The sequence below is a fragment of the Chitinivibrionales bacterium genome (assembly GCA_014728215.1).
Taxonomy (GTDB): Bacteria; Fibrobacterota; Chitinivibrionia; order Chitinivibrionales; family WJKA01; genus WJKA01.
On sequence record WJLZ01000141.1, the window covers coordinates 1 to 23,105 of the forward strand.

Below are 23,105 nucleotides of genomic sequence, written 5' to 3' on the forward strand. Positions count from 1 at the left end.
AGGCTAGGAAAAAAACCAGCAATGCGAACATTCTGTTGTTTTTCCTATGAAGAAGGGCTATCTGTTCCATGTGAAAGAACTTCCTTTCCTTTCTCAGATAATGTTTTGTAGATCGAATCGAGGATTCCGTTCACAAATCGTCCAGAGTCGTCGGTTCCATATTCTTTGGCGATTTCGACGGCTTCATCTATTACGACTTTGTATGGTATCTTAGTAAAAAAAAGCAATTCCGCAACCGCAGTCCGCATAACATTACGATCGATTGCGGCCATGCGTACTAAATCCCAGTTAGCGGCATGAGATTGAATAAGGGAATCGAGTTGCTCTTTATGGATAAATACCTTTTCGAGCAATTTGAGGCAATACTCCCGTGCCTCAGGGCTGTAATCTCCCGAATCTGCAATATTCTTCATGATGTGAGCATAAGATGAGTCACGCCTTGCTTCAGCCGCATAGAGGGTTTGAAGGGCCAGTTCTCTTGATTTTCTTCGGTTAGTCATAGTCTCTTCAGTTGTTTGGCAAATGATGTGTGATTCACTGTTTCCTATATTTTCGTAAAGAGATCGGCCATTTCGATTGCCGACAAAGCTGCATGCCATCCTTTATTACCTGCTTTGGTGCCGGCTCGTTCGATAGCCTGTTCGACAGTATCGGTGGTCAAAACCCCGTAGATAACCGGTACGTTTGATTCGAGCCCGACAGCGGCGATTCCCTTTGATGCTTCCGCGGCAACATAATCAAAGTGAGGAGTACTTCCCCGGATAACTGCACCCAGGCAAATGACGGCCTCATGTTTTTTTGCCTGGACCAACCGTTTTGCCGCCAGGGGAATTTCAAATGCTCCAGGTACCCAGACAAAGCTCAGGTCCTTATCATCGGCATTGTGGCGAACCAGACAATCAATGGCGCCCTCGAGCAGCTTTTTGGAAATCAACTCGTTAAACCGGCTGATGACAATGGCAAACCTTTTTCCCGAGGCATCCAGTTTTCCTTCAACTATGGCTGACATATAGTATTCCTTTCGAGAAGGTGACCAAGCTTATCTTTTTTGGTACCGAGATATTTTGCATTTTCCTTTCGCGGGGGTATTTGTATCGACACTCGTTCAACTATCTCTATTCCATATCCTTCAAGGCCGATAATCTTGCGGGGATTATTGGTCATAAGACGGATCTTTTTTATTCCCAGTTGGGTTAATATCTGTGCGCCGATGCCGTAATCCCGCAGGTCGGCAGGAAAGCCGAGATGTTCGTTTGCTTCGACAGTGTCCATTCCCTGGTCCTGAAGTGCGTAGGCTTTGATTTTATTGAGCAGACCGATTCCCCTTCCCTCCTGACGAAGGTATAAAAGGACCCCGCCCTCTTTTCCGATTCGCTCCAGGGCATGATGCAACTGTTCCCGGCAATCGCACCGGATGGAGTTGAGGAGATCGCCGGTAAAGCATTCGGAATGAACCCGGACCAACACCGGTGTATTCGAATCGATTTCACCATTCTGCAGCACGATATGCGCGATATGAGAGACGGTGTCTTCAAAATATTTAATAGTAAAATTACCGAATTGGGTGGGAAGCATGGCCGATGCTTCACACCGAACGAGATTTTCGCGGGCAGTACGGTATCGAATCAGATCGGCGACCGAAACAATTGGAATTGAATGCTTTTCGGAGAATTTTTTCAGATCGGGCATACGGGCCATGGTGCCGTCGTCTTTCATTATCTCGCAAATGACACCACTAGGGTATAAACCGGCAAGACGGGCGATATCAACAGCAGCTTCAGTCTGGCCGCTTCGTACTAAAACGCCGCCCTCACGGGCTCGAAGAGGGAACATATGGCCGGGACGGACAAAATCCTGGGGTGTTGCGGAAGGGTCGACCAGCTTTTTAACCGTGGTTGCCCGATCGTGCGCGGAAATACCGGTGGTAGTTCCTTCCCGCGCCTCTACCGAGATGGTGAAGGCCGTCTCAAACCGGGAAGTATTATCGCTTACCATATTTGGTATACGGAGATCATCGAGCCGCTTACCTTCAAGGGCAATGCAGATAAGTCCTCTTCCGTATCGTGCCATGAAATTGATTTTCTCGGCCGAGCATTTTTCCGATGCACAAACGAGGTCTCCCTCATTTTCCCGATTTTCATCATCAACGATTATAACGAATTTGCCTTTTTTAAACTCGGCAATAATTTTTTCAATAGATTTCAAGGACTTCACAGCTCCCAGCTCTCCAGTTTATCGAGTAACGTAGTTCCGCTTGGCGGGGGCGTTTTGCCTGCAGCACCGATATCGATGCCGCTTTTTATCAGATGGAAAATATATCGAGCCACAATATCACATTCAATATTCACGCGATCACCGCTTTTCTTATTCTGTGCATTTGTGGCGCCCATGGTATAGGGAATAAAAGATATTGAAATTGAATCCTTTTTACTCTCGGCGATTGTCAAACTGATACCGTCGACAGCGACAGAGCCCTTTTCGGCCAGAATGTGGTGATATTCCGGTGGAATCTGGATCGTACGCACAATACTGTTACCGACATGGCGATCGGAAATAACCGAACCCACACAATCGACATGGCCAAGAACAAAATGCCCATCGAGACGGTCGGAAACACGAAGTGAACGCTCGAGATTAACGCATATCCCTTCTCGTGCCCTCGAAAGTGTTGTGCGAGAGAGCGTTTCTGCTACCGCGGTTAATCGAAAGCGTTTACCACGAATTGATTCAACGGTAAGACAGACGCCGTCTATTGCAACACTCTGCCCTAACTGTACATCGAAATCGTCCCGGAGAGGCTCGACCTCCAGCGAAACTGACCTGTCATTTTTATTAATTCGTTTTATCAGGCCGGTTGTTTCAATTAATCCTGTAAACATCTCATTATTTCCAGTTGGGTATCCCGGTTACAAAAATATTATCCTTGAGTTGTCTGATTTCCAAATCGGCAAGACAATAACATGTGTTGATATTCAAGCCTTTTTCGAACTGCATAGCGCAGGGGCCGCCTCCCACTATTTTGTTCCCATAAAATAGATAGAGCCGGTTTACCAGATGGTTTTCCATTAAAAATGAAGCGATCTTCGCTCCTCCCTCAAAAAGAATACTGGTGATATGCTCGTCGTAGGCCATGGAAAAAAAAGCACGCATACTTTTTTTATAGTCGGCCGCGCCGGTATGCCAGACCTCCACACCGCTTTTCAATCTCTTTTTTTCACGGGGCCTATCACCCGAAATCACCATGATGCTTCTCACCGACTCAAGATCATCCAGGAAAGCTTTATGTATCGGCAGGTTTTGGGAAGACGTGAAAATAAATCGAACAGGATTTTTTCCTTTTCCGTGACGGACTGTGAGTCGGGGGTTGTCGACTTTAAAAGTTCCTGCTCCTACAGCAATTCCGGCGTGCTGCCTTCGCAAGTCATGAACCCGGGTACGGGATTCCTTTGATGTAATCCATTGAGAATTAGATAACTTATCGGCTATTCTGCCGTCGAGGGTAAGTGCCATTTTCAAAGCCACCCAGGGTGTTTTTTTCTGTATCCACCAGCAATATGCTTCGTGGTGTTTCCGGACATCATCTTTTAAAAGCCCGGTACGAACAGATATTTCTGCCCCCCGGAGTTTTTTAATCCCCTTTCCATTAACCAGCGGATTGGGATCCTGGATACCTATATAGACCTTTGCAATGCCGGCTCCTATAACGGCATCGGTACAGGGCGGCGTTTTACCGAAATGGCAACAGGGTTCCAATGTTAAATAAAGGGTGCTTTTTCCAGCATTGCTGCCGGCTGCTTTTATTGCCTGGACCTCGGCATGGTCCCCTCCCCAGGGAGCGGTTGCGCCTTTACCGACAATTTTATTTTTTTTCACAAGCACTGCACCAACAGCCGGGTTGGGGAAAGTATAGCCTTTGACCCTGTCGGCGCACTCGAGCGCAGTGCGCATAAAAAATTTGTCTCTTTCGGTAAAACGCTCCATTGATATATTTTTCCTGCACGAATTAACGGTAGCCGGCATATACAAAAATACTGGCCGTCAAAAATACCTCGTGCGTGATCTGTTCTACAACAGTCCCGCTCTCTTTAAAATCCTTGAAATATACCGATTGTGAATTGTGAATTATGAAAAAATCTCTAAGTTCTACCGAAATACTTCTCAAAACAGCTTCCCGAGGAGATCCCACAGCCTTTTATTCGCTTTTTACTTCCGAAGCTCACGAAACATACATCGAATTTCGAAACTTACATTATGGTCATGAAGAAACCGTTTTGTTGCTGCTACCCTTTTTCGGGAAGGTATATCATAATCTGATGAAAAGCAGTATTACGATCCCTCCCGAACTCTGGTTTGAACATCAGAAAAAGCGATTACTCCAGATTGATGAGAAAGCAGAGACAGAAGAATTCAATTTAGAGGATGCTCCCGCAAATAAATTTCCGGATTTCAGCAACCGCCTACAATCGTATCTACAGAAAGAATACAGCCGCCTCCATCGGGCCCGTAAAAATTTTTCCTGGTTTTTCTGGATGAGATTGACACTGAAACGCACACGGTGGGCAAAAGCCGTCCTATTCGTGAGTGTTTGTATTCTTCTCGCAGGGGCACTCCACATTACCATGCTTGCAAGCAATACCAGCATACATATCACCTATTCATCCCCCTACTACACATCCGTATTCAATCTGCCGGTCGGTTCGAAAGATCAGCCGTCTTTACCCAGAGAACAAATGGCTGCTCATAGGGCAGTCTCCGACACCAGTAATCCTGAGGCCGACTCGACAGAGAATCGAAATGATTCTACTGTCTCTTCCGGAATGATAAGTGATGATCAACCTGGCTCTCGAAGAAGCGCGACTTCTCAGTCCAGTCGCTCCCGGCCCAGAACACACACATCCGTCTCACCAACATCCAGGGAGTCTGCTGCAAAACCGGCACAGTCTCAGACCATTTCACCCCGCACACGGTCTCCGCAAACTCCATCCGCAACACCTCAACCTGCAGAGCCTGTCAAGAAGCCGGCGCCGGTCGAACCAACCACTTCCACTCAGCCGGCAGAGTCGGTGGAGAACGAAAAACCTGCTCAGATTGTTAAAGAATCGGCAAGTTCTCAAGATTCACTTCAGCCTGAAATTTCTGAAATCATTGAAGACCTTGCTCCTGCCACGCCGCCCGTTGATGGAATACAGGATGCTGGTCCAGAATAACTCCCATGATTATTCAGGACCGGGGAAATTTAGATCCCTGCACAATACTGTTTTTATCCATGTATGATCTGATATAGTTGAGTGATTTAAGCTTCTCAGCGCTCCAGAGAGGAGCAATGAGACCATACTCGGGGCGGGAGTCAGCAAGCACCCGGTGGATATGCTGTTTCGGATTAAGAAATGAAATGACCTCGCCCACCAGTTTGGCATAGGCAGGTAATGAAAGAGGTACCGCCTTCCCCGATATATACCACGATTCGAAAGGAGTACCTTTAATGATCATCAGTTGATGGATTTTTATTCCGGTCAGGGGGAGCGATGCCAGTTTCCGGGCGGTGGTATATATCATATCAGGCGTTTCTCCCGGAAGACCGATTATTATATGGGCGACTGTTTCAATATTTTTTGACGCCAATTCGTTTACACACTTTACAAATTCATCCCATCCATGCCCCCTGTTGATACGCCGCAGGGTCTCGGGATGGGAACTCTGGAGTCCCAGTTCGACGTTGAGATATGTCCTGGTCTCCAGATCCTTGAGATACGAATAGATTTCTTCATTGAAACAATCGGGACGAGTTCCTATTGCAAGACCAACAACTTTCGGAAGACAAATAAGTGGTTCATATACCGATTTCAGATACTCAACGGAGCCATAGGTATTTGTAAAGGGCTGGAGATAGGGGAGAATGGCCGAATACTTTTCTGCTCGCGCAATGCTGTTTTTCAGCTGTTCCAGAGGAGAGTCAATATTTTGTGCCGCAGGGCTGAATGAACGGTTATCACAAAAGAGACATCCCTCACGACTGATTGTACCGTCTCGATTGGGACAGGAAAAACCTCCGTTTATCGGAACCTTTAAAACCGGCGTGGAAAATCGCTCTTTGAGATAGGAGCGATAGGAGTTATAGTGTTCCACAAAATTTGACAGACGTTGCTTATTCCTTTTCTTTAGCTTTTTTTTTGGCCTCTTCTTTCAGATCAAAAAGCGAGCTTTGATCGCTTTCATCACCACCAATACCTTCAAGATCAGACATTATGTCGAAAGTACCGACATCCATGGTCTTTGTCTCTTCTTTTTCTTCGCTGCCCCTGAGTTCCTGTTTGAGCCTGTTTACTTCTTCTTTATTTTCCTTTTCAAAGGCGATTTCTTTGGATTTTGCTTTAGCACCGGAATCGGAGTTTTTCAACACAATGATTCTTTCCTGAATCTTTTCCTTTTTAAGAGCATCGTCGATATAGACCAGGCCGTCTTCGTAAACCTCAATAGCTTCATCGACTTTATCCTGCTCTTCATAGAGAAGGGCCAGGCTTTGATAATATGCCGGAGAGTTAGGCTCAAGTTTGATGGCAATATTATATTTTTTGACAGCTTCATCGAAGTTTTTTTCCTGGTCGCGATAGATATTTCCCAACACCCAGTATGCTTCGGCACTATTGGGATCGAAAGCAATTACCTCACGGAGATAGTGCTTGGCTTCATCGATCTTTTTTTCCCCGACAAGGAGTTTGGCAAGGTTGGTTAAAGCGACAGTATTGGAACCATCAATCATGACGACTTCCTTAAACTGGTTGATCGCTTCATTGGCGCGATCCATATTGGCATACATGGAAGCCAGGTTAACTCGGGCTTCGATGTTACCGGGATTTAGGTTGACGGCTTCAACAAGACAATCGATAGCCTTCCCGGTTTGTCCCAGCCTCTCATAGGCAACGCCAAGATTCGCCCAGACCTCAGAACTTCGAGGATTGATACCGGCAGCTTTATTGAATTCCTGAATGGCATCGTTGTATCGCTGCCAGAGAAGATAGGAAAGGGCAACATTAAACTGCGCTTCAAAGTTACCCGGATCGCGGGCCAATACCTTTCGGAACTGAGTAACCGCCTGACCATAGGCGCCGCTTCGAAGTAATTCACCACCAGAACTCATGAGATCTTCGGTGGACTGTGAATAGGAATTAACTGCTAAAACGACCAACAGACTTACAACCGCTCGCCAGATAATGCTACGCATTCCAGCCTCCTCCCTTTTATTTAGGTATCATTAATATATAGAAACACAAAAGATTCCTATAGTCAGAAAAATAACACTCCTTATGAAAAGTATCAAGAGTTATTTTGCTTTTGTTGGAATTGCTATTCCTGCAGTGGTGATTAACTATTTTCAAAAACCCCTGAAAAGATGTGTTTTCATGGATAATACCTACTTATTCATTCAAAGGAACATTTTATGGCAAATTTTCCAAAATCGACCTCGGTTTATACTAATCCGCTTATTGAGCGCTATTCGAGTAATGAGATGTCGAAAATTTTTTCATCCGATTACAAGTTTTCTACCTGGCGAAAACTCTGGCTTGCTTTAGCTGAAAGCGAAAAGGACCTCGGCATACCGATTACTGATGAACAAATCGAGGAAATGAAAGCGAATATATTCTCGATCGACTACGAAAAGGCGAACGACTACGAACGAAAAATGCGTCATGATGTGATGGCACATGTTCATACCTATGGTGATATATGCCCCAAAGCCAAACCGATCATCCATCTTGGTGCAACATCGGCATTTGTAGGCGATAATACCGATCTGATTCAGATAAAAGAGGCAACCATTCTCATAATCAGGCGACTCAGAAAGGTTATGGAGGCACTGAAAGATTTTGCGTTGAAACAGCAGTCAACCGCCACCCTGGGATTCACTCACTATCAGCCTGCACAGCTCACCACAATCGGTAAAAGAGCGTGCCTGTGGCTCTATGATGCCTCAATGGATCTCGAGGAACTCGTTGCATTTGTTACCGGACTGCCGTTCCGGGGAGCAAAAGGTACCACCGGCACTCAGGCCAGTTATCTGAAACTATTTAACGGCAACCACGAAAAAGTCAAGCAACTGGACATCATGGTAGCAAAGAAAATGGGTTTCGAGCGCCTTATTCCGGTAACTGGTCAGACCTATACGCGTAAAATCGACGCCCGAATTACTGCACTGTTATCGGGACTCGCCCAGACTCTTCACAAAATCGCAAACGATATCAGGCTGCTGCAGAACCTCAAAGAGATCGAAGAGCCTTTCGGCACGAAACAGATCGGCAGCTCTGCGATGGCCTATAAGCGAAATCCGATGCGATCGGAACGGCTGACATCCCTTTCCCGTTTAATCATCAGTCTCGCCCAGTCGCCGGCAATGACTGCCGCAGAGCAGTGGTTCGAGCGAACACTCGACGATTCGGCAAACAAACGGATATCCATTCCCGAATCATTTCTTGCCGCCGATGCCTGTTGTATTCTAGCTCATGATATTTGCAACGGCCTGGTTGTTTATCCGAAGGTCATTGAAAAGCATATCCTTCAGGAGCTTCCTTTTATGGCTACCGAGAACATCCTTATGGAGGGAGTACAGAAAGGCGGCAACCGTCAGGAGCTTCACGAACGTATCCGGGTGCACTCTCAGGAAGCGGCAAAAAAAGTCAAAATGGAAGGTGGAGAGAATGATCTTTTGGAAAGAATTGTTTCTGATCCGTCATTCGGGATCACACGGAAAGATCTCGACCGCATACTGAAAGTTTCGGAATTTGTTGGAAGAGCGCCCGAACAGATTGTAGAATTTATTGAAGAACGAATCGAACCGCTTTTACAAGAATCGGCTCACTTCGGCAGTGCATCGGCTGCTTCGGTGAAGGTATAACATAAAGGACTACTCGTGCTTGTCGATTATCATGTTCACACCCCCTATTGCGGTCATGCTCAGGGTAAGATTGTCGAGTATATCGAATCGGCCATAGCGGCCGAATTGACGGAAATCGGTTTTGCCGACCACCTTGGTCGCTATTATCTTTCCCGTTCACAAAAACGTCGCTACTGGGATTGGGGAATGGATGAAGCTGCCTGTGAACGCTACTTTGAAGAAATTTCAGGACTGCAAGATGCTTATAAAGACGATATTACGATCAAGATCGGTCTTGAAGTCGATTATGTAGCAGGTGTTGAAGATATTGCCGAAAAAATAACCGATCAGTTTCCTTTTGATTTCCTTTTAGGATCTCTCCACTGTATACCCAGGTTCGGATGGCGCCATCTTGCAGAGACTTCCGTTGACGATACAAGTAAAATTTTCGCCGAATATTTTATTCAGGCCTGTGAATGTTTAAAGTCGGATACGTTTCAAACGTTAGCCCATCTGGATTTCATATGGCGATATACGAAATGGCCCCGGCGGAAAACCATCGATGTTTTTAAGTTAATCAATGAAACAGTTGCCTGCGCCGCGCAATCGAATTCATGTATTGAAATAAATGCCAACGGCTATCTATGGTCTCAGTTGTATCAGGTAAGAGGCGGCGACCCCTTTGAGCATATGGTAAAAGCGATAAAGGAGTATAAAGTCCCGATCACCATCGGCTCCGACGCCCATTCTCCTGCTCATGTGGCAAAAATCTTCCCCCAGCTTATCGAGTATCTCAGGCACTGGGGAATAAAAAATGTCTCGGTATTTACCCGTAAAAAAAGAGGAAAAATACCCCTGGGATACGACTGATCTTTGCACAAATCAATTTGTGCAAAGCCGGCTTCCTACCCCTTTCGAATCGAGCAGGTTTCTGTATACTCTTGCAGAATATCTTTGAATTCAACAATCTCATTATGGGAAAAGGGAGTGATACTGGTATAGGCAGGATCGAGTAATTCGACATTTTGCTGCATGGGTTGCAGGAATATTCGATGAACACCATGGCAGAGGCGGCCTATTTTTTCGATGCTTTTTCTGTCGATCAATCCGGGAACAACGGTAATTCTTATTTCGGCAGCATCTTTCATGGTTTTTGCAATTTCGATTGATTGCAACAATCTTTTACCTGCATCTTCACAGGGCGCCTTAAGCATGCCTCGATATTTTTCCGGCAGTGTTTTAACATCAAGGGCAAGGTAGTCGGGGGCGAGTTTACCGATAATTTCGGGTTTCATGCCGTTTGTATCCAATTTGATTTTATATCCTTTTTCTCGTGCCAGGGTAACACATAATTTGGCGGCTTCGGGATGGAGTGCCGGTTCTCCCCCACTGAGCACAACACCTTCAATGAGCCCCTGCCGCCCGGCAAGAAAGGTATCGAATTCCTCAACACTTAGCGGTTCGGTGTATTCCCCAGTCACCAGCGTGGGATTATGACAGAATCCACACCTGAGATTGCAGCCTGAGAAAAAAAGGACAGTCGAAACTGTCCCCGGGAAATCGATAAAGGAATTTTTTAGCCAGCCACCGACTGGGAGGTCTCGCATACAGATTCATCTTCCGCTATAACTGCGGTTTGAGCATGCAGTGTTGGTTTGTTATTCCGAAATGTGGAATCAACCTGATAGGTTTTCCGGTTTTTATACTCGGATTTTTTGCCGAGATTCCAGTTTTGCACCGGCCGGTAGTAACCCACGATCCGTGAATAGACTTCGGTCTCTTCGCCGCAGGTCGGACAGGCAAAATGCTCGCCTTTCAGATAGCCGTGATTACTGCAGATCGAAAATGTGGGCGACAACGTAAAATAAGGGACCTGATAATTTTCGGCAATTTTCCTTACCAACTTTTTGGTAACTTCAATGTCATCGATAGCTTCACCGATAAAGGCATGAAAAACCGTTCCACCCGTATACTTTTTCTGGATTCCGTTCTGCATGTCGAGGGCTTCAAACAGATCGGTGGTAGTATTCACAGGAAGCTGCGTGGAGTTGGTATAATAAGGGCTGTCACCGCCCGGAATAATCATTCGGGAGAATTTATCATGGTCGGTTTTTGCAAGGCGGTATGATGTTCCCTCACCGGGAGTGGCTTCAAGATTATACAAATGACCGGTCTCTTCCTGATAGGCGATCATCTTGTTACGCATATGATCAAGAACTTCCATGGCAAATTCCCGGGCTTCGGTATGAGAGAGGTCTTTTTCTATGAAATTTATTGTTGATTCGTTCATACCGATCAGACCGATTGTCGAGAAGTGGTTATTCCAATGGCGCAAATACCGTCGTGTATAGGGAAAGAGGCCATTGTTCATGAGACTGGTAATGACCCGCCGTTTAATTTCCAACGAATTTTTGGCAACATCCATAAAATGATCGAGCTGGCTGAAATAGTCTTCCCGCGATGATGAGAGATAGCCGATTCGGGGGAGATTGATAGTAACGACTCCGATAGAGCCGGTAAATTCATCGGCGCCGAAAAGGCCTCCTCCACGGTTGCGGAGTTCACGTTTATCAAGCTGCAGACGGCAGCACATGGAGCGAACATCACCAGGATTAAGCGAAGAATTGATAAAATTCTGGAAATAAGGGGTACCGTATTTACCGGTCATGGTAAACAGCAATTCGGCATTTTCGCTGTTCCAGTTGAAATTTTCGGTAATATTATACGTTGGAATAGGATATGAAAATCCACGGCCTTCGGCATCACCCGAAATAAGGACTTCCAAAAACGCCTTGTTAATCATATCCATTTCTTTCTGACACTGGCCGTAGGTAATATCCAGAGGCTGGCCACCGACAATTGCGGGCTGATCTTTTAGATCACCGGGAACCACCCAGTCTAGGGTAATATTGGTAAATGGTGCCTGAGACCCCCACCGCGATGGTGTATTAACACCGAAAATAAAAGACTGAATGCATTGTTTCACGTCTTCGTAGGAAAGGTTGTCTACTTTTACAAAAGGCGCAAGATAGGTATCGAAAGAAGAAAACGCCTGTGCTCCTGCCCATTCATTCTGGAGTATTCCCAGAAAATTGACCATCTGCTGAATCAGTGTTGAAAGATGTTTGGGTGGGCGTGATGAGATCTTTCCTTTAACCCCGCCGAGTCCCTCGGAAATAAGTTGCCGGAGTGACCAGCCGGCGCAATAGCCGGAGAACATGCTAAGATCGTGGATATGTATTTCGCCGTTTCGATGAGCATCGGAGATCTCTCGATCGTAGATACTTTCAAGCCAGTAATTTGCGGTAATGGCGCCACTGTTGTGAAGCACCAGACCGCCGAGAGAGTAATTCACATTCGAATTCTCGTTGACCCGCCAGTCTTCCTGTTTTAAATAGCCATCCATGGTCCGGGAAATATCCAGAGCAAGATCACGGGCCTCGCGCATACGACGATGCTGCTCCCGATAAAGGATAAAGGCTTTTGCTACCCGGGTATGACCATGTTCGATAAGTACCTTTTCAACCAGATCCTGAAGCTCTTCAACTGCAGGAATGGAATTGGGATGAAATTTTTTGGAAACAATCTCTTCAACACGTTTGGATAAAGAGAGCGCAAGACCGAAATCTTTTCCTCCAACAGCTTCGGCGGCTTTGAAAATTGCATTGGCGATTTTGTAGCTGTCGTAGGCTACAAGCTTTCCATCCCGTTTTCTGATTGTAGATATCATCGGCGTAAAGTCCTTCCCGGAACAAGGTTAGAAGGGTCCTTGAGTATTATTTTCGTGACTATATAGAGTAGTTGGAAAAACAAGCAGAAGTTAACAAAACACTACATTTTGCACAAAGCTCTAAATTAGTATACTATATATGCCGATTGAAGTCAACAAAGAAATTGGAAATTTTTCAGGGAAATATCTGAAAGGGGGCATTTGATTTGCGGAAGGGGAAAAGAATCACTATAGAAGTGTTCCGGAAGCGCTCAGGGGGCTGTTACTGTTCTCTGGGGGTCGGTAGTGCTAACTACGGCATGGAGTGTATAGCCGCCGGTATCGGCTTCAGCCCAGTAGAGGATATACTGTTCGGTTTTATCACGGTTAAATGACATGTCTCCGGTGAGTCCCTGGCCCGAATTGATCTGCTCGCCGGTTGATGAATAGGGCTGATGCCCCGTGGTATAGGCATAGGTTCCGTTAGGAATTTCATCAGAGACTTCAATAGTAGAGAGGGCCGCTACAGAATAAACATTTGCCCGGAAATTGAACAACACTTCATCGTTGGTGTCATTCTGGACTTTTATTTTGTTTTCGGTACAACCTAAAAGAACCATCACAGCTACACCGAATATGAGTGTTTTTTTCATTTTCTACTCCTCCTTTGGAGAAATCCCCCAAGAGATTCAGTTTTTATCGATCAGAGTCGATACAAACCTACTCCTCTGTTTGTTCGTTTTCTTCAACTTTGTCGACTGATACCGCTTCAATGTTTTTCTGAATGATATGGGGCGTAACAAATATTATCAGATCCTTTTTTCCATTCTGTTTCCGGGACCGTTTAAAGAGGTTTCCTATCAGCGGTATTTCTTTGAGCACCGGAATACCGGCTTCAGTTTCAAGGACCTCATTTGAGGTCAACCCTGCGATAACGACAGTTTCACCGTCATTAACAACCACATTGGTTGTGGCGCTCTGTTCGTTGATCACTGGCCCCTGGCTTGTGGCCTCATAGGATTTCTTTTTCGGTTCGAGGCTTAAAAGGACCCTTCCTTCACCGGTGACATGGGGAGTAACGATAAGTTCGGTACCGGCGTCGATCATTCGAATGACCGTATTGCCGGCTTCATCGAGGTACCGCACCGGCACCTGTTGTCCCATGAAGAGACGCGCTTCTTTATTATCCACCGTTGTAATCTGCGGTTGAGCGACAATTTCTCCGTTATTGTCTTCAAAGAGATATTCGAGGGTAACCGAAAGGCGGTCTCGGGAGAGAACGCCGTAGGTAAGCCGGTCGAGGGCATTGGCAAGAATATTATCACCGGGCAGGTGTTCTGCACTCACCTGCTTGCCGCCGAGTTCACCAAAGGCTCCCCATTGAATTCCAATGTTCTGCATGGCTCCGGAACTTACTTCAATAATTTTTGCCGAAATCGATATCTGTTCGGTTTCCACATCAAGCTGCTCGATCATACGTATCATCTGTCTGATATTTTCCTGAGTATCATACGCAATCAGCGAATTATTATGCCTGACCACCGTTATCTTGCCCCTCTCCGAGAGGAGTTGTTCAACCGATTCGGCCATTTCTTCGGCGGTCATATTATCAAGCCGGATAACCTCGCGGGTAAGGGGTGCAAGTTGCTCGACAGCCTGGGCATTGGATGCTTTTTCGAGACGTTTCTTCTGGTAGATATCCTGAGGTAACACATAAATATATCCTTCTTCTTTTTCTGCTGCCAGTTCTCTGATTCTACAAATAATATGGAAAACATCTTTCCAGGTTTTATTGGTCACAGAGAGGGATACTTTACCGGTAACATCATCGGAAAGAACAATATCAACACCGCTGATGGTCGAGAGCTGTTTAAACACCGAGCGAACATCGGCATTATGCCATTTCCAGTCGGCAATCACGCGATCACCGGTTTCTGCCCGGATGCCGGCTTCATTCACATAAAAGCTTTCTTCACTTTCCTGCGCAAACAGGGGAAAGACCATTGAGCATATCAGAAGTATCTGAAGTATGCTGTAATTTCTCCTGTTTCCGCTCTGCCGTGTGGTGTTCATATTCAACCCCATTATTAATATGGTATAGATGACGGGTTTACCGAAGAACCGGATTTCCGATCGGGAATTTTTCGAAGCGGCCGTTCGCCCTTGAATGTTTTCGGCGTTCGCAAATTCGAAGCGCCTGATTGCGCATCATCAGCATCCCCATCAGCAGCGGCAGCAGCATCTTGCCCGGCTCTCTGTTGAGAAGAAATGCCCATCCCATCTCTGAAATTCGACACCGGTGAATGTTTCTCTTCGTTGAGTTTTAAGGCATAGGTCCTCGAAATGCCCAGTTCATTTAAAAGGAAAACAATACTGTGGTCCTGTATTTTCAGTACCCTTCCGCCTCTTACCGGATCATTTTCTCTCAGAGCAAAGGCGTTTTTCGAATCATTGATATCCTCTACCAGAGCGAGCCGTTCAGTTTCATCGAGCAGGACACCCACGAGTTTGATATTGGCGACTTCGGGTAATGAATCGGTGCTGATTTCTTCAAGAGGAAGAAAGGGGTCTCTGCCGTATACATGGTACTCGACCAGCTCCTTTCTGCCCGGATCTCTGTCGGGAATTTCCCGCCCAATTTGCCGAAACGCCGGCACGCCGCCTCTTTCGGTCTGTGCGATGATGGTATTTTTGCTCTCACTTTCAATTGGCGGAATCTGGGTGCTCTTTTTTTGAATTGCCGCAAGTATTTCTTCCTCTTCAGCATCAACGGATGGTTCCTCCGATGATTCTATCTCATTCCAAAATGCGAGGTCGATGGTTGCACTGTCCTGTACCATCGTATGATATACCCATCCCACATCACCGCCCATATCTGCTTTATACCACTCACCTTCCCGGGCGATCTGTGTTCCCATAGTCCCCCGGCGAAGCTGTTTAATAACGGTCTTTTTGCCACTCACCTCTGGTTTTGCCCGAAAATTAACGTTATCTTTTATTACCACAAGCCTGACCGGAGAGGTCGCTTTTACTTCGGGCTCAGGCTCAGGCTTCCGAAGGGCCTGTGGTTCAGGATCAGGTTCAGGTTGTAAGCTCTTTTGGGGCTGTTCCTGAACCTCTTTTTTTGGCGCTGGCTCTTTCAAGGCAAAGGTTGCATCTTCGGGAATATCCTTTTCCGAAGCGGCTTCTACTTTCTTTGTCATCCGGTCATAATCGGACTTATATGACGGCAGATTGGTAAAAGAATAGTCGATCTTTTTCCCAGTGGACGCGCCCCATATTGTCAATTGGGGTTTCATATCCGAGACAGGATAGACCGAAAAGGACGAGGCGCTTTTCTGCAAAAGAATACTGCCGTCATAACCGGGCTCCAGGGATACAAAAATAATGCACCACTCGACATTTTTATGCCTTCGTTGTTTAAAGGATATTGTCGAAAATGGATAGCCATCCGAGAGTGTGTATTTCTTTTTCGGGAGAGTGCTACGGGTATAGGGAAGTGCTATTTTGTATATGCCTTTCTCCCGCTTGACCTCTGCATTAGCGGGTGCATCCAATTCGAAATGGAGTTTTTTCACTTTGTCACGATGAAGCATCAGGAAATTTGTAATTTTCGACTTGATTTCGAACCCACTGTTCTGGATCTCACTTTTTGCCGGAATCGCCGGTGCGGGCGAAGGCACAGCCGGTTGGGGTACCGGTTCAGGTACCGGCTCAGGTTCTTTTTTTTCTTCTAACGCAGCCATTTCTGCTTTCTGTGGCTCTCTGGGTTCTACCGATGGTTTCGGCGGTTTGGGAGCCGATTGTCCCTGTTTGCCTGGCTGCGGTGCAATCCAGGAAAATTTGATTTGCGGCTCATCGGTAACAAGTATCAACCATCGGCTATCCTTTTTTTTCACCCGTACATTGTTTTCGATTGGAGAATCGAAGGTACAAACAATTTCGACTATGTCCTTTTTCAAAACTTCCTGTGCATCGATTCGTCGTATCAACGATCCGACAGGAAAGGATGAATAGGTGTAATCGGTTAATCCGAATACTGCACCGGGCATGATCAGTGTCAGTTTTTCGCCGCGCTGTTTCATTTTTGTGGACAACTCAAAGGAAGCATCAGCTTCAATCTCCAGAGCAAGCCCCCGCTTTCCACTGACCACCTTCATTCCGGAAATTACCGCAGTCTTACTCCATATCCCCAGGGCCATCCAGAGGATGAGGAGGATACAGTGGAAAGGAATATTTTTGCTGATGAGTTTCACAATTAGTTCCTGCGGTTACTAATCACCTTTTTGATGAAAATGTTGTCATAGTAAAACTGACCGATACCGTTTGTATAGGTGTCCCGTGATTTTCATGCTCCTCAATAGTCCTTTGCATCTCGGGGTTAGCCATCAAAGAGACATCGCTGAGATTGACCAGTAACGGCAGGTTGGCCAGAAAACTGATAAAATGCGCTAACTGATGATATCCACCGATCACCGACAGTGAATACCGGTTTTCGATATAATATTCCTTTTCGAGATCGGGAAGGGGATTGAATTTACGGGTATGGATTCCCGATGCATGGGCAACCCGTGTTACATCTCTAATAAGCTTTGGAATTTCTTTCTGATCGGGAAATATAGACTTTAAAGAATCAAGCCGAAGACTATCGTGTGACAAATCCTTGACCAGTTTGTTCCGCTGTGGTTTCATAGCAAGAATGACATTCAGTTCGTTCTGTTTCTTTTTCTGTTTTTCATTGAGTTCCTTAAGGGCTTTCTGCCTCGTCTTCAGGGGCATCTGATAGAGCAGCAGCACCCCTGCCAGTCCGATGAGAATTACTATTCCCGCGTTACGGATTTTAGGATTTCGAAAATCTATTTTCGGGATATTCATCTTTATCTCAATGCTGCCTTTACTTTTATTCGGTTGCCCGTTTTTCAAGACCGGCATCAGGATTGATATCGGCGATTATACTGAAACGGTATGATGATTTCATATCACTGGATTTCATTTCTTCGATATTAGAGAGATCCACGGTGCTAACGTATTCATTTTCGGTAAGGTTTGACATATAGTTGGCGACTTCAGGAAAAGAAAATGTTCTTCCATCGATCTCAAGGGTTGCGGTATTTCCCGACACCTTTTCTCTCAATGAGGTCAACCAGCTGTATTCGGGCAATCTTCCACATAGCACTTCCATCAGGCGAACCCATTTTTCTTTATTGACATTAATTCGCTGCAACGCCCGTATTTTCTGGTCGATATTTTTCCGAGCAGCCTGCAGTTTCTTTATCTCATTTTTAATATGCCGGTTTTTCTGAATACTCTGTTCGGTCATTCTTATTTCATTTTCGACCTTACTGATTTCACCGTCAAGGCTGAAAATCATGTAAAACAGCGCCAGCCAGAGCATGAGCACTCCCAGAATCGGATATACCATCTCCCGCTGGAGCCGAATCCCTCGTTTGTGAACCCGGTATTCCGCTGGAAGCAGATTAATTTCGATGCGTTCAATCATCAATCGCTCACTTTCCTGAGCCCGAGCCCAATAGCAACGGACAGGAGTGCCGAAATTTTCTGCGGATCTACCGATCCGAAGAGGTCGGGATCATACTGCAAAAAAGAAAGTGGATTTGAGATCTGCACGGTGGTTTCATGGCGCATTTCCAGATATTCTTTAATGCCTTCGATATAGGCCCCACCTCCGCTGATCACTATTTTATCAATAGTTTCATTTTTTTCGGAACTTTTGAAATAGGAAAATGCCAAATCGATTCCCGATGACAGTTCCTCAGCCGCATATTCGATACTCCGCTGTATCAAATGATCATCGATATCAACATCACCCCGACCTTTGAGAATATTCACCGTCTCTTCGCTACTTACCCCCGTATTCCGCTGCAGGGTTTTAACAAAAAAATCTCCGGCCGTGGAGATATCCCGGGAGGAATGGAAAAGACCGTTTTTTATAAAGGTAACACTGCTGAGATCATGGCCGATGTTCAGAAGCATAACGACGCCCGAATCAGTACGATTTTGCGCTTCCAGGGCATAACAATTATTAATGGCAAAGGCATCGACATCAATAAGAATCGGTTTCAGTCCCGCATCGTAGAGCAGATCGATATAATTCTGCATAATCTGATTTTTTGCGGCAACCAGAAGAACCTCAACTTCATTGGTATCGTGATTCCGATGTAATATTCGATAATCGAGCGTAATATCATCAACATCAAAGGGACTTCGTTGGCCGGCTTCCCATAAAATGAACTCTTCGGCGTTTTCATTGGGATTGATTTTAAACGTGCATTTATCGGAAATAATGCCGTGCCCGGACATGGACATGACCACTTCAACAATCGATGGATCGCACTGATTAACCAGGGTCATAATGGAATCGATCAGGGTCTCTTTGTTTTTAATCTCGCTGCCTTCGATAGTACCTGCCGGCAACTCTTTTATGCCGGTCGCTTCCAATATATACCCCTGCCGTAGATGTCGTATCTTCGCCAATTTCAGAGAATGGTTACCGATATCGAGTCCGACGGAAGTATGTTCACCCCGTAATTTTTGAAGCCAGTTCATTTTTTTGTAAAATCTTTAGAAATGATATAACTATACGCAAGACTTAAGAACAGAATTCAGGTAATCTCCCTAACCGAAAAGAATCTTAATGGTTACATTATAATTATTCCCACTTTCCGGGGTTCCTGTCAATAAAAAAACCTAATTGCAGGGATTAAAAAATGTGCCCTACCATATGTTTTTTTTATAATAGCAGGAAATACAATATATTGTAAAGTTTTCTTACATCATTTTCCACCTTTTTTTATAATCCGACTGATTATTTATTTTTCAGGGGACACAAACCACACCGTTCTGAGAGATAAAAGGCGAACTATGCCGAACAAAAAACCGCTGTTCAGAGATGAGATGAGTCTGATGCGGCCGGAAGGCGCAGAACATACGTCTTTTTTTGAGAAACTTTCCCGACGTGACCTTCGGATTCAAAAGAAATGAAAAGTGTATCGGTATTCCGGTCTTTTTTTACGGAAACCATATACCAGCCTTCATCATAGGAAGTTTTGGGGATCTCTGTAAAATGAGCTGAATCGGCATGGTATTGCTCTAATGCTTTTTGCAATCCGACTTCAGCAATTTTGAGAGCTTCACGATGTGCGCTCTGCTGCGTCTTCTGTTGATTCCGTAAAAGGATGAACATCAACCCGCCTATCATAACAAAGGTACAGGAAATCAACAGGATACGGAACCAGATACCGCCACCTTTATTACTACAGAGTGCAGAAAAAAAACGCATCGGATAATGCTCCCAGCTTATTTATGATAAGGATGATTATGTAAAATAGTAAATGCTCTATAAATCTGTTCAACAAGAACATGAAATGCCAATTTATGGGGGAAGGTTAAGGGCGAAAGGCTGACAAACTCATTGCACTCACGTTCGATCCATTCGGGTAACCCATAGGCGCCACCAAGGGCAAAGAGGAGTGTTTTTCCCCGACCTCTCTTTTCGTCGAGCCAGCGGGCAAATTGCATGCTGTTCATTAATGTTCCCCTTTCAGACAAGCCTGCGATATAGGCATTCTGAACCAGATTCTGAGAAAGGGTGGCGGATGTTTTTTTTGAGTGGGTTTCACCGGTTGCACCGCATTTTACCCAGGTAAAGTATAGAGGAGTGAAAGGGCGAATCAGTTTTACATATCGCTCGATATCTGCGGTCATCCAGTGCGTTTTTTTCCCGCATGCCAGTATGTCTATGGAAAAGCTCATATGGGTTACCGGTCATACAAGAGACATGAGTCCCGTTGCCTTATCGATTTCATCATCGATGTCCTCAAGCAACGGTGGCAGAGAAAGATTGTTCATTCCCAGATCATTCCATACCTGTTCGGAAATCATCGGGACTTTATTATCACCACCGTATCCATGATCCATGGCTCTGATCAGAATATCGGCACAATGAACAATGGCCGTAATGGTATAGGAGTTTCTGGAAGGTGCCGGACAATGGTGATAACGGACAACATCCTGAAGGTTTGCAGGAATATTCCATCGTTCCACGACCATGCCGCCGATTTCCTGATGGGTACTGTCGAGCAGCTCTTTTTCGCTTTCGTAAAAGAGAATGTCTTTTTCCTTCACTCTCGTAACAATTTCAATGAATTCTTCGGGAAAATACTGGCAGAGAATCACCTTACCGATATCATGAATGAGTCCGGCAATAAAGCATTCTTCTTTTTCGCTGAATCCGATATGCTTTGCAATGGCCTGGGATGCGGCCCCGGAAGCAAGAGAATGAATCCAGAATTTTTTCATGTCGAAATCGGGATGCATGTTGTTCCTGCTTTTAAAGAAATCGAAAATTGAAGCGGTCAGAACGACATTTTTGACTGTGGAGAAACCCAGAATAACAATTGCATGAGTTATGGTTCCTATTTTGCCGGGAAATCCATAAAAAGCCGAATTGACAAGTTTGAGAACTTTGGAAGCAAGAGCTGGATCGGTGGTAATTGCTTTCCCGACCTCCTCTGCCGTTGTCTGCGGATTCTGCAACAAACGGGCTATCTGATCGATAACTGAAGGAAGGGTCGGGATAGTTGATATTTTTTCCAGCGATCGCCGGATTTCGGCTTTTTCTCTCATTAATCAAAAATACCTGTGGTGCGGTTATGAATTCTTCTTTACTCTATGCTGATACACTGCAGCAAAAATTTCTTTCATTGTCGGATTATTCATTACTTTTGAGAATCTTTCTTTCATTTGCTTTTCTATTTTTTCCGGTGATATTTCCACCGCATTTTTCTGTGGGGCATTTTCTTCTTCACCTTCAACGTACACGAAATGGATATCCCAGTTTTTCAGACGCCGCCCCATCGGGGCACTGAGGACAGTTCCGGATCTGAGTAAAACATTCCCCGACCGCCCGCGCACTTCCTTGGCCAGAACCATTTTGTCTTCGATTTTATTTACTAATATTTTCTTCATAATACTGTATGAGAAATAGTACAATAATAACATAGGGACTTCAAGCATATCCTTAATCAAAATAATTGAAAATATAATTTAAGTTAAAATCCTTTATAGAATATGATATACTTATTTAGACCGGTTGCAGCCCCTTTATCAAACCGAATTATTTATACCGGGCACATGAATTGTACAAGAAACACAATTTTTTGAATGTTGATCATGAAAATTATCAGAAGAATACTGTTTATTTCACTTGCCCATTCGCCGGCTTTTTCACGTTCACTGATCGAGCAGATCGGATGGCGGGGAGCCACACCCAAAGTCATAGCGATTCTTTTATTGCTTTTTCTAATAATTATCGGTGTTCTTATTGCCTCCTATATTGCGAAACGACGTCGGGAACAGGAGGACAAAAGGGAATTCGAGCAGAACCGTTTTGCCGAAGAGGTGGAACAACATCGGTTGACAGACATGGAGACGCAGAAACTGCGGGAGATTATCGCCCACGATCAGTTCACGCAGTCCCATGTAATTTTCCAGTCGGTCTCTCTTTTTGAAAAATGTGTTCACGCAGAAGTGGAACGGTTTCGACAGCGTAATCCCGATCTTGAGGAGATTGAACTGGAAGAGTCTCTGATTTCGGGGATTCGAAAGAAGCTCGGGTTCGGCTATATTCCTTTTGAACATCCACTGATTTCGACAAGGAACATTGCGATCGGTCAAACAGGATCGATTTTCGGAAAAAGCAACAAGGTGCCCATTGTTCAGAAAGCGTCGGTAATGGAAAACAATGAATTCAGTTTAACACTGCAGTTTGATCCCGAAAAGGAAGATGACTATCGCATATTTCCCTCAAATGTTTTGAAATTTGCCTTTGCCCGTCAGAATGACGGTTTTTACGGTATACCGCTAACCGTTCTCAAGGCAGGAATGGGCATAATTTCTTTCAACCACACTCTCGAACTCAAACGCAATCAGCTTCGGCAGTATGCGCGGATTGAGGTCAGCATCCCCTTGCGATTCAGACTGCTTCAAACATCGGATCCCGAAAAAAGCGAAATTCATAAAGGTCAGACAGTTGAGTGCAAGATCTCGGATATCGGTGGAGGCGGATTAAGCTTTCTCTGTGAGCAGTCCCTGAAACCAGGCGATATTGTCTCCCTGAATTTCAATCTGCCGAACCGGTCGTTGGCCGGCGTTGCAGGACGGATTATCCGTATAAGTCTGCAGGAAGGTAAAACAACGACATTTCGCAGACATCACCTGCAGTTCACCAAAATCGAACAGTCACAACGGGAAAGTATTGTAAAGTTTGTTTTTGAAAAACAGCGTCAGATAAATCAGTGGCGATAAGAGGGAACGCAGAGCCGTTCACTAATCTTCGAGTATGTTTTTATTCTGCATCTCAATCATTTTCCGTTTGAGTTTCTCACGTTCTTCCTGATTTTTCAGAAAATCCCGGGGCATGCAGATATTTTTAAAGAAAAGCATTGCTCCAATAAGTCCGACAAGAGCTGCAACCAATAACGGTAAGGGCCAGGTTATCTCCATAGT

The 23,105-nt window shown here is 45.2% G+C and carries 24 protein-coding genes; 4 read left to right on the forward strand and 20 right to left on the reverse strand.

Features of this window, described 5'->3' with window-relative positions; translation table 11 throughout:
- Positions 1-44 precede the first annotated feature (44 nt).
- From nusB to ribD, 5 genes are read right to left on the reverse strand one after another with little or no spacing between them, the layout of a single operon-like run.
- Positions 45-599: a transcription antitermination factor NusB gene (gene nusB, locus GF401_11775; GenBank protein MBD3345730.1), complete on the reverse strand. Its 555-nt coding sequence runs from the start codon at positions 597-599 to the stop codon at positions 45-47.
- Positions 545-1,009 (reverse strand): 6,7-dimethyl-8-ribityllumazine synthase, encoded by a 465-nt coding sequence (locus tag GF401_11780; GenBank protein MBD3345731.1) that lies wholly within the window; start codon positions 1,007-1,009, stop codon positions 545-547. The genes nusB and GF401_11780 overlap by 55 nt, the downstream gene beginning before the upstream one ends.
- The gene (locus GF401_11785) at positions 997-2,214 is read right to left on the reverse strand and encodes a bifunctional 3,4-dihydroxy-2-butanone-4-phosphate synthase/GTP cyclohydrolase II (protein MBD3345732.1); all 1,218 of its coding nucleotides are present in this window, start codon (positions 2,212-2,214) and stop codon (positions 997-999) included. The genes GF401_11780 and GF401_11785 overlap by 13 nt, the downstream gene beginning before the upstream one ends.
- Positions 2,211-2,879 carry a riboflavin synthase gene (locus tag GF401_11790; protein ID MBD3345733.1) on the reverse strand — a complete coding sequence of 223 codons (669 nt, stop codon included), beginning with the start codon at positions 2,877-2,879 and terminating at the stop codon, positions 2,211-2,213. The genes GF401_11785 and GF401_11790 overlap by 4 nt, the downstream gene beginning before the upstream one ends.
- A gap of 4 nt (positions 2,880-2,883) precedes the next feature.
- Positions 2,884-4,020: a bifunctional diaminohydroxyphosphoribosylaminopyrimidine deaminase/5-amino-6-(5-phosphoribosylamino)uracil reductase RibD gene (ribD, locus tag GF401_11795; GenBank protein ID MBD3345734.1), complete on the reverse strand. Its 1,137-nt coding sequence runs from the start codon at positions 4,018-4,020 to the stop codon at positions 2,884-2,886.
- 293 nt (positions 4,021-4,313) lie between these two features.
- On the opposite strand from ribD, the gene GF401_11800 reads away from it, so the two are divergent.
- Entirely contained in the window at positions 4,314-5,207 is an 894-nt protein-coding gene (locus tag GF401_11800; protein ID MBD3345735.1) for a hypothetical protein, read from the forward strand.
- Positions 5,208-5,220: 13 nt separating this feature from the next.
- Here GF401_11800 and GF401_11805 read toward each other — a convergent pair whose 3' ends face one another.
- Together GF401_11805 and GF401_11810 are read right to left on the reverse strand one after the other, a co-directional pair.
- Entirely contained in the window at positions 5,221-6,138 is a 918-nt protein-coding gene (locus GF401_11805; GenBank protein MBD3345736.1) for a TIGR01212 family radical SAM protein, read from the reverse strand.
- 7 nt (positions 6,139-6,145) lie between these two features.
- The gene (locus GF401_11810; protein MBD3345737.1) at positions 6,146-7,222 is read right to left on the reverse strand and encodes a tetratricopeptide repeat protein; all 1,077 of its coding nucleotides are present in this window, start codon (positions 7,220-7,222) and stop codon (positions 6,146-6,148) included.
- A 216-nt stretch (positions 7,223-7,438) separates the two neighbouring features.
- On the opposite strand from GF401_11810, the gene GF401_11815 reads away from it, so the two are divergent.
- On the forward strand, positions 7,439-8,890 hold the full coding sequence (locus GF401_11815; protein ID MBD3345738.1) for an adenylosuccinate lyase: 1,452 nt from the start codon (positions 7,439-7,441) through the stop codon (positions 8,888-8,890).
- 15 nt (positions 8,891-8,905) lie between these two features.
- Positions 8,906-9,739, forward strand: coding sequence for a histidinol-phosphatase HisJ family protein (locus tag GF401_11820; protein ID MBD3345739.1), 834 nt, complete (start codon positions 8,906-8,908; stop codon positions 9,737-9,739).
- A gap of 35 nt (positions 9,740-9,774) precedes the next feature.
- Here the strand turns inward: GF401_11820 and GF401_11825 are convergent, their stop codons facing one another.
- The 12 genes from GF401_11825 to GF401_11880 all read right to left on the reverse strand — a co-directional run bounded on the left by GF401_11825 (position 9,775) and on the right by GF401_11880 (position 21,566).
- Positions 9,775-10,476, reverse strand: a complete 702-nt coding sequence (locus GF401_11825; protein MBD3345740.1) for an anaerobic ribonucleoside-triphosphate reductase activating protein — start codon at positions 10,474-10,476, stop codon at positions 9,775-9,777.
- Entirely contained in the window at positions 10,446-12,599 is a 2,154-nt protein-coding gene (locus GF401_11830; protein MBD3345741.1) for a ribonucleoside triphosphate reductase, read from the reverse strand. Before GF401_11830 ends, GF401_11825 begins: the two co-directional genes overlap by 31 nt.
- Before the next feature lie 251 nt (positions 12,600-12,850).
- A complete protein-coding gene (locus GF401_11835; GenBank protein MBD3345742.1) occupies positions 12,851-13,231 on the reverse strand; it encodes a hypothetical protein in 381 nt (126 codons plus the stop codon).
- Positions 13,232-13,298: 67 nt separating this feature from the next.
- The gene (locus tag GF401_11840; GenBank protein MBD3345743.1) at positions 13,299-14,663 is read right to left on the reverse strand and encodes a hypothetical protein; all 1,365 of its coding nucleotides are present in this window, start codon (positions 14,661-14,663) and stop codon (positions 13,299-13,301) included.
- Positions 14,664-14,665: 2 nt separating this feature from the next.
- Positions 14,666-16,834, reverse strand: coding sequence for a hypothetical protein (locus tag GF401_11845; protein MBD3345744.1), 2,169 nt, complete (start codon positions 16,832-16,834; stop codon positions 14,666-14,668).
- A 22-nt stretch (positions 16,835-16,856) separates the two neighbouring features.
- The gene (gene pilO, locus GF401_11850; GenBank protein MBD3345745.1) at positions 16,857-17,510 is read right to left on the reverse strand and encodes a type 4a pilus biogenesis protein PilO; all 654 of its coding nucleotides are present in this window, start codon (positions 17,508-17,510) and stop codon (positions 16,857-16,859) included.
- Positions 17,479-18,078: a hypothetical protein gene (locus GF401_11855; GenBank protein ID MBD3345746.1), complete on the reverse strand. Its 600-nt coding sequence runs from the start codon at positions 18,076-18,078 to the stop codon at positions 17,479-17,481. Before GF401_11855 ends, pilO begins: the two co-directional genes overlap by 32 nt.
- Positions 18,078-19,145, reverse strand: coding sequence for a type IV pilus assembly protein PilM (gene pilM / locus GF401_11860; GenBank protein MBD3345747.1), 1,068 nt, complete (start codon positions 19,143-19,145; stop codon positions 18,078-18,080). The genes GF401_11855 and pilM overlap by 1 nt, the downstream gene beginning before the upstream one ends.
- Before the next feature lie 337 nt (positions 19,146-19,482).
- Entirely contained in the window at positions 19,483-19,878 is a 396-nt protein-coding gene (locus GF401_11865; GenBank protein ID MBD3345748.1) for a hypothetical protein, read from the reverse strand.
- Between the two features lie 17 nt (positions 19,879-19,895).
- Positions 19,896-20,351 carry a 23S rRNA (pseudouridine(1915)-N(3))-methyltransferase RlmH gene (locus tag GF401_11870; protein MBD3345749.1) on the reverse strand — a complete coding sequence of 152 codons (456 nt, stop codon included), beginning with the start codon at positions 20,349-20,351 and terminating at the stop codon, positions 19,896-19,898.
- 12 nt (positions 20,352-20,363) lie between these two features.
- The gene (locus GF401_11875) at positions 20,364-21,224 is read right to left on the reverse strand and encodes an HDOD domain-containing protein (protein MBD3345750.1); all 861 of its coding nucleotides are present in this window, start codon (positions 21,222-21,224) and stop codon (positions 20,364-20,366) included.
- Positions 21,225-21,248: 24 nt separating this feature from the next.
- The gene (locus tag GF401_11880; GenBank protein MBD3345751.1) at positions 21,249-21,566 is read right to left on the reverse strand and encodes a hypothetical protein; all 318 of its coding nucleotides are present in this window, start codon (positions 21,564-21,566) and stop codon (positions 21,249-21,251) included.
- A gap of 195 nt (positions 21,567-21,761) precedes the next feature.
- On the opposite strand from GF401_11880, the gene GF401_11885 reads away from it, so the two are divergent.
- Complete coding sequence (locus tag GF401_11885) at positions 21,762-22,904, forward strand: hypothetical protein (GenBank protein MBD3345752.1); 1,143 nt, start codon at positions 21,762-21,764, stop codon at positions 22,902-22,904.
- Positions 22,905-22,925: 21 nt separating this feature from the next.
- Here GF401_11885 and GF401_11890 read toward each other — a convergent pair whose 3' ends face one another.
- Positions 22,926-23,102, reverse strand: coding sequence for a hypothetical protein (locus GF401_11890; protein MBD3345753.1), 177 nt, complete (start codon positions 23,100-23,102; stop codon positions 22,926-22,928).
- Positions 23,103-23,105: the final 3 nt, after the last annotated feature.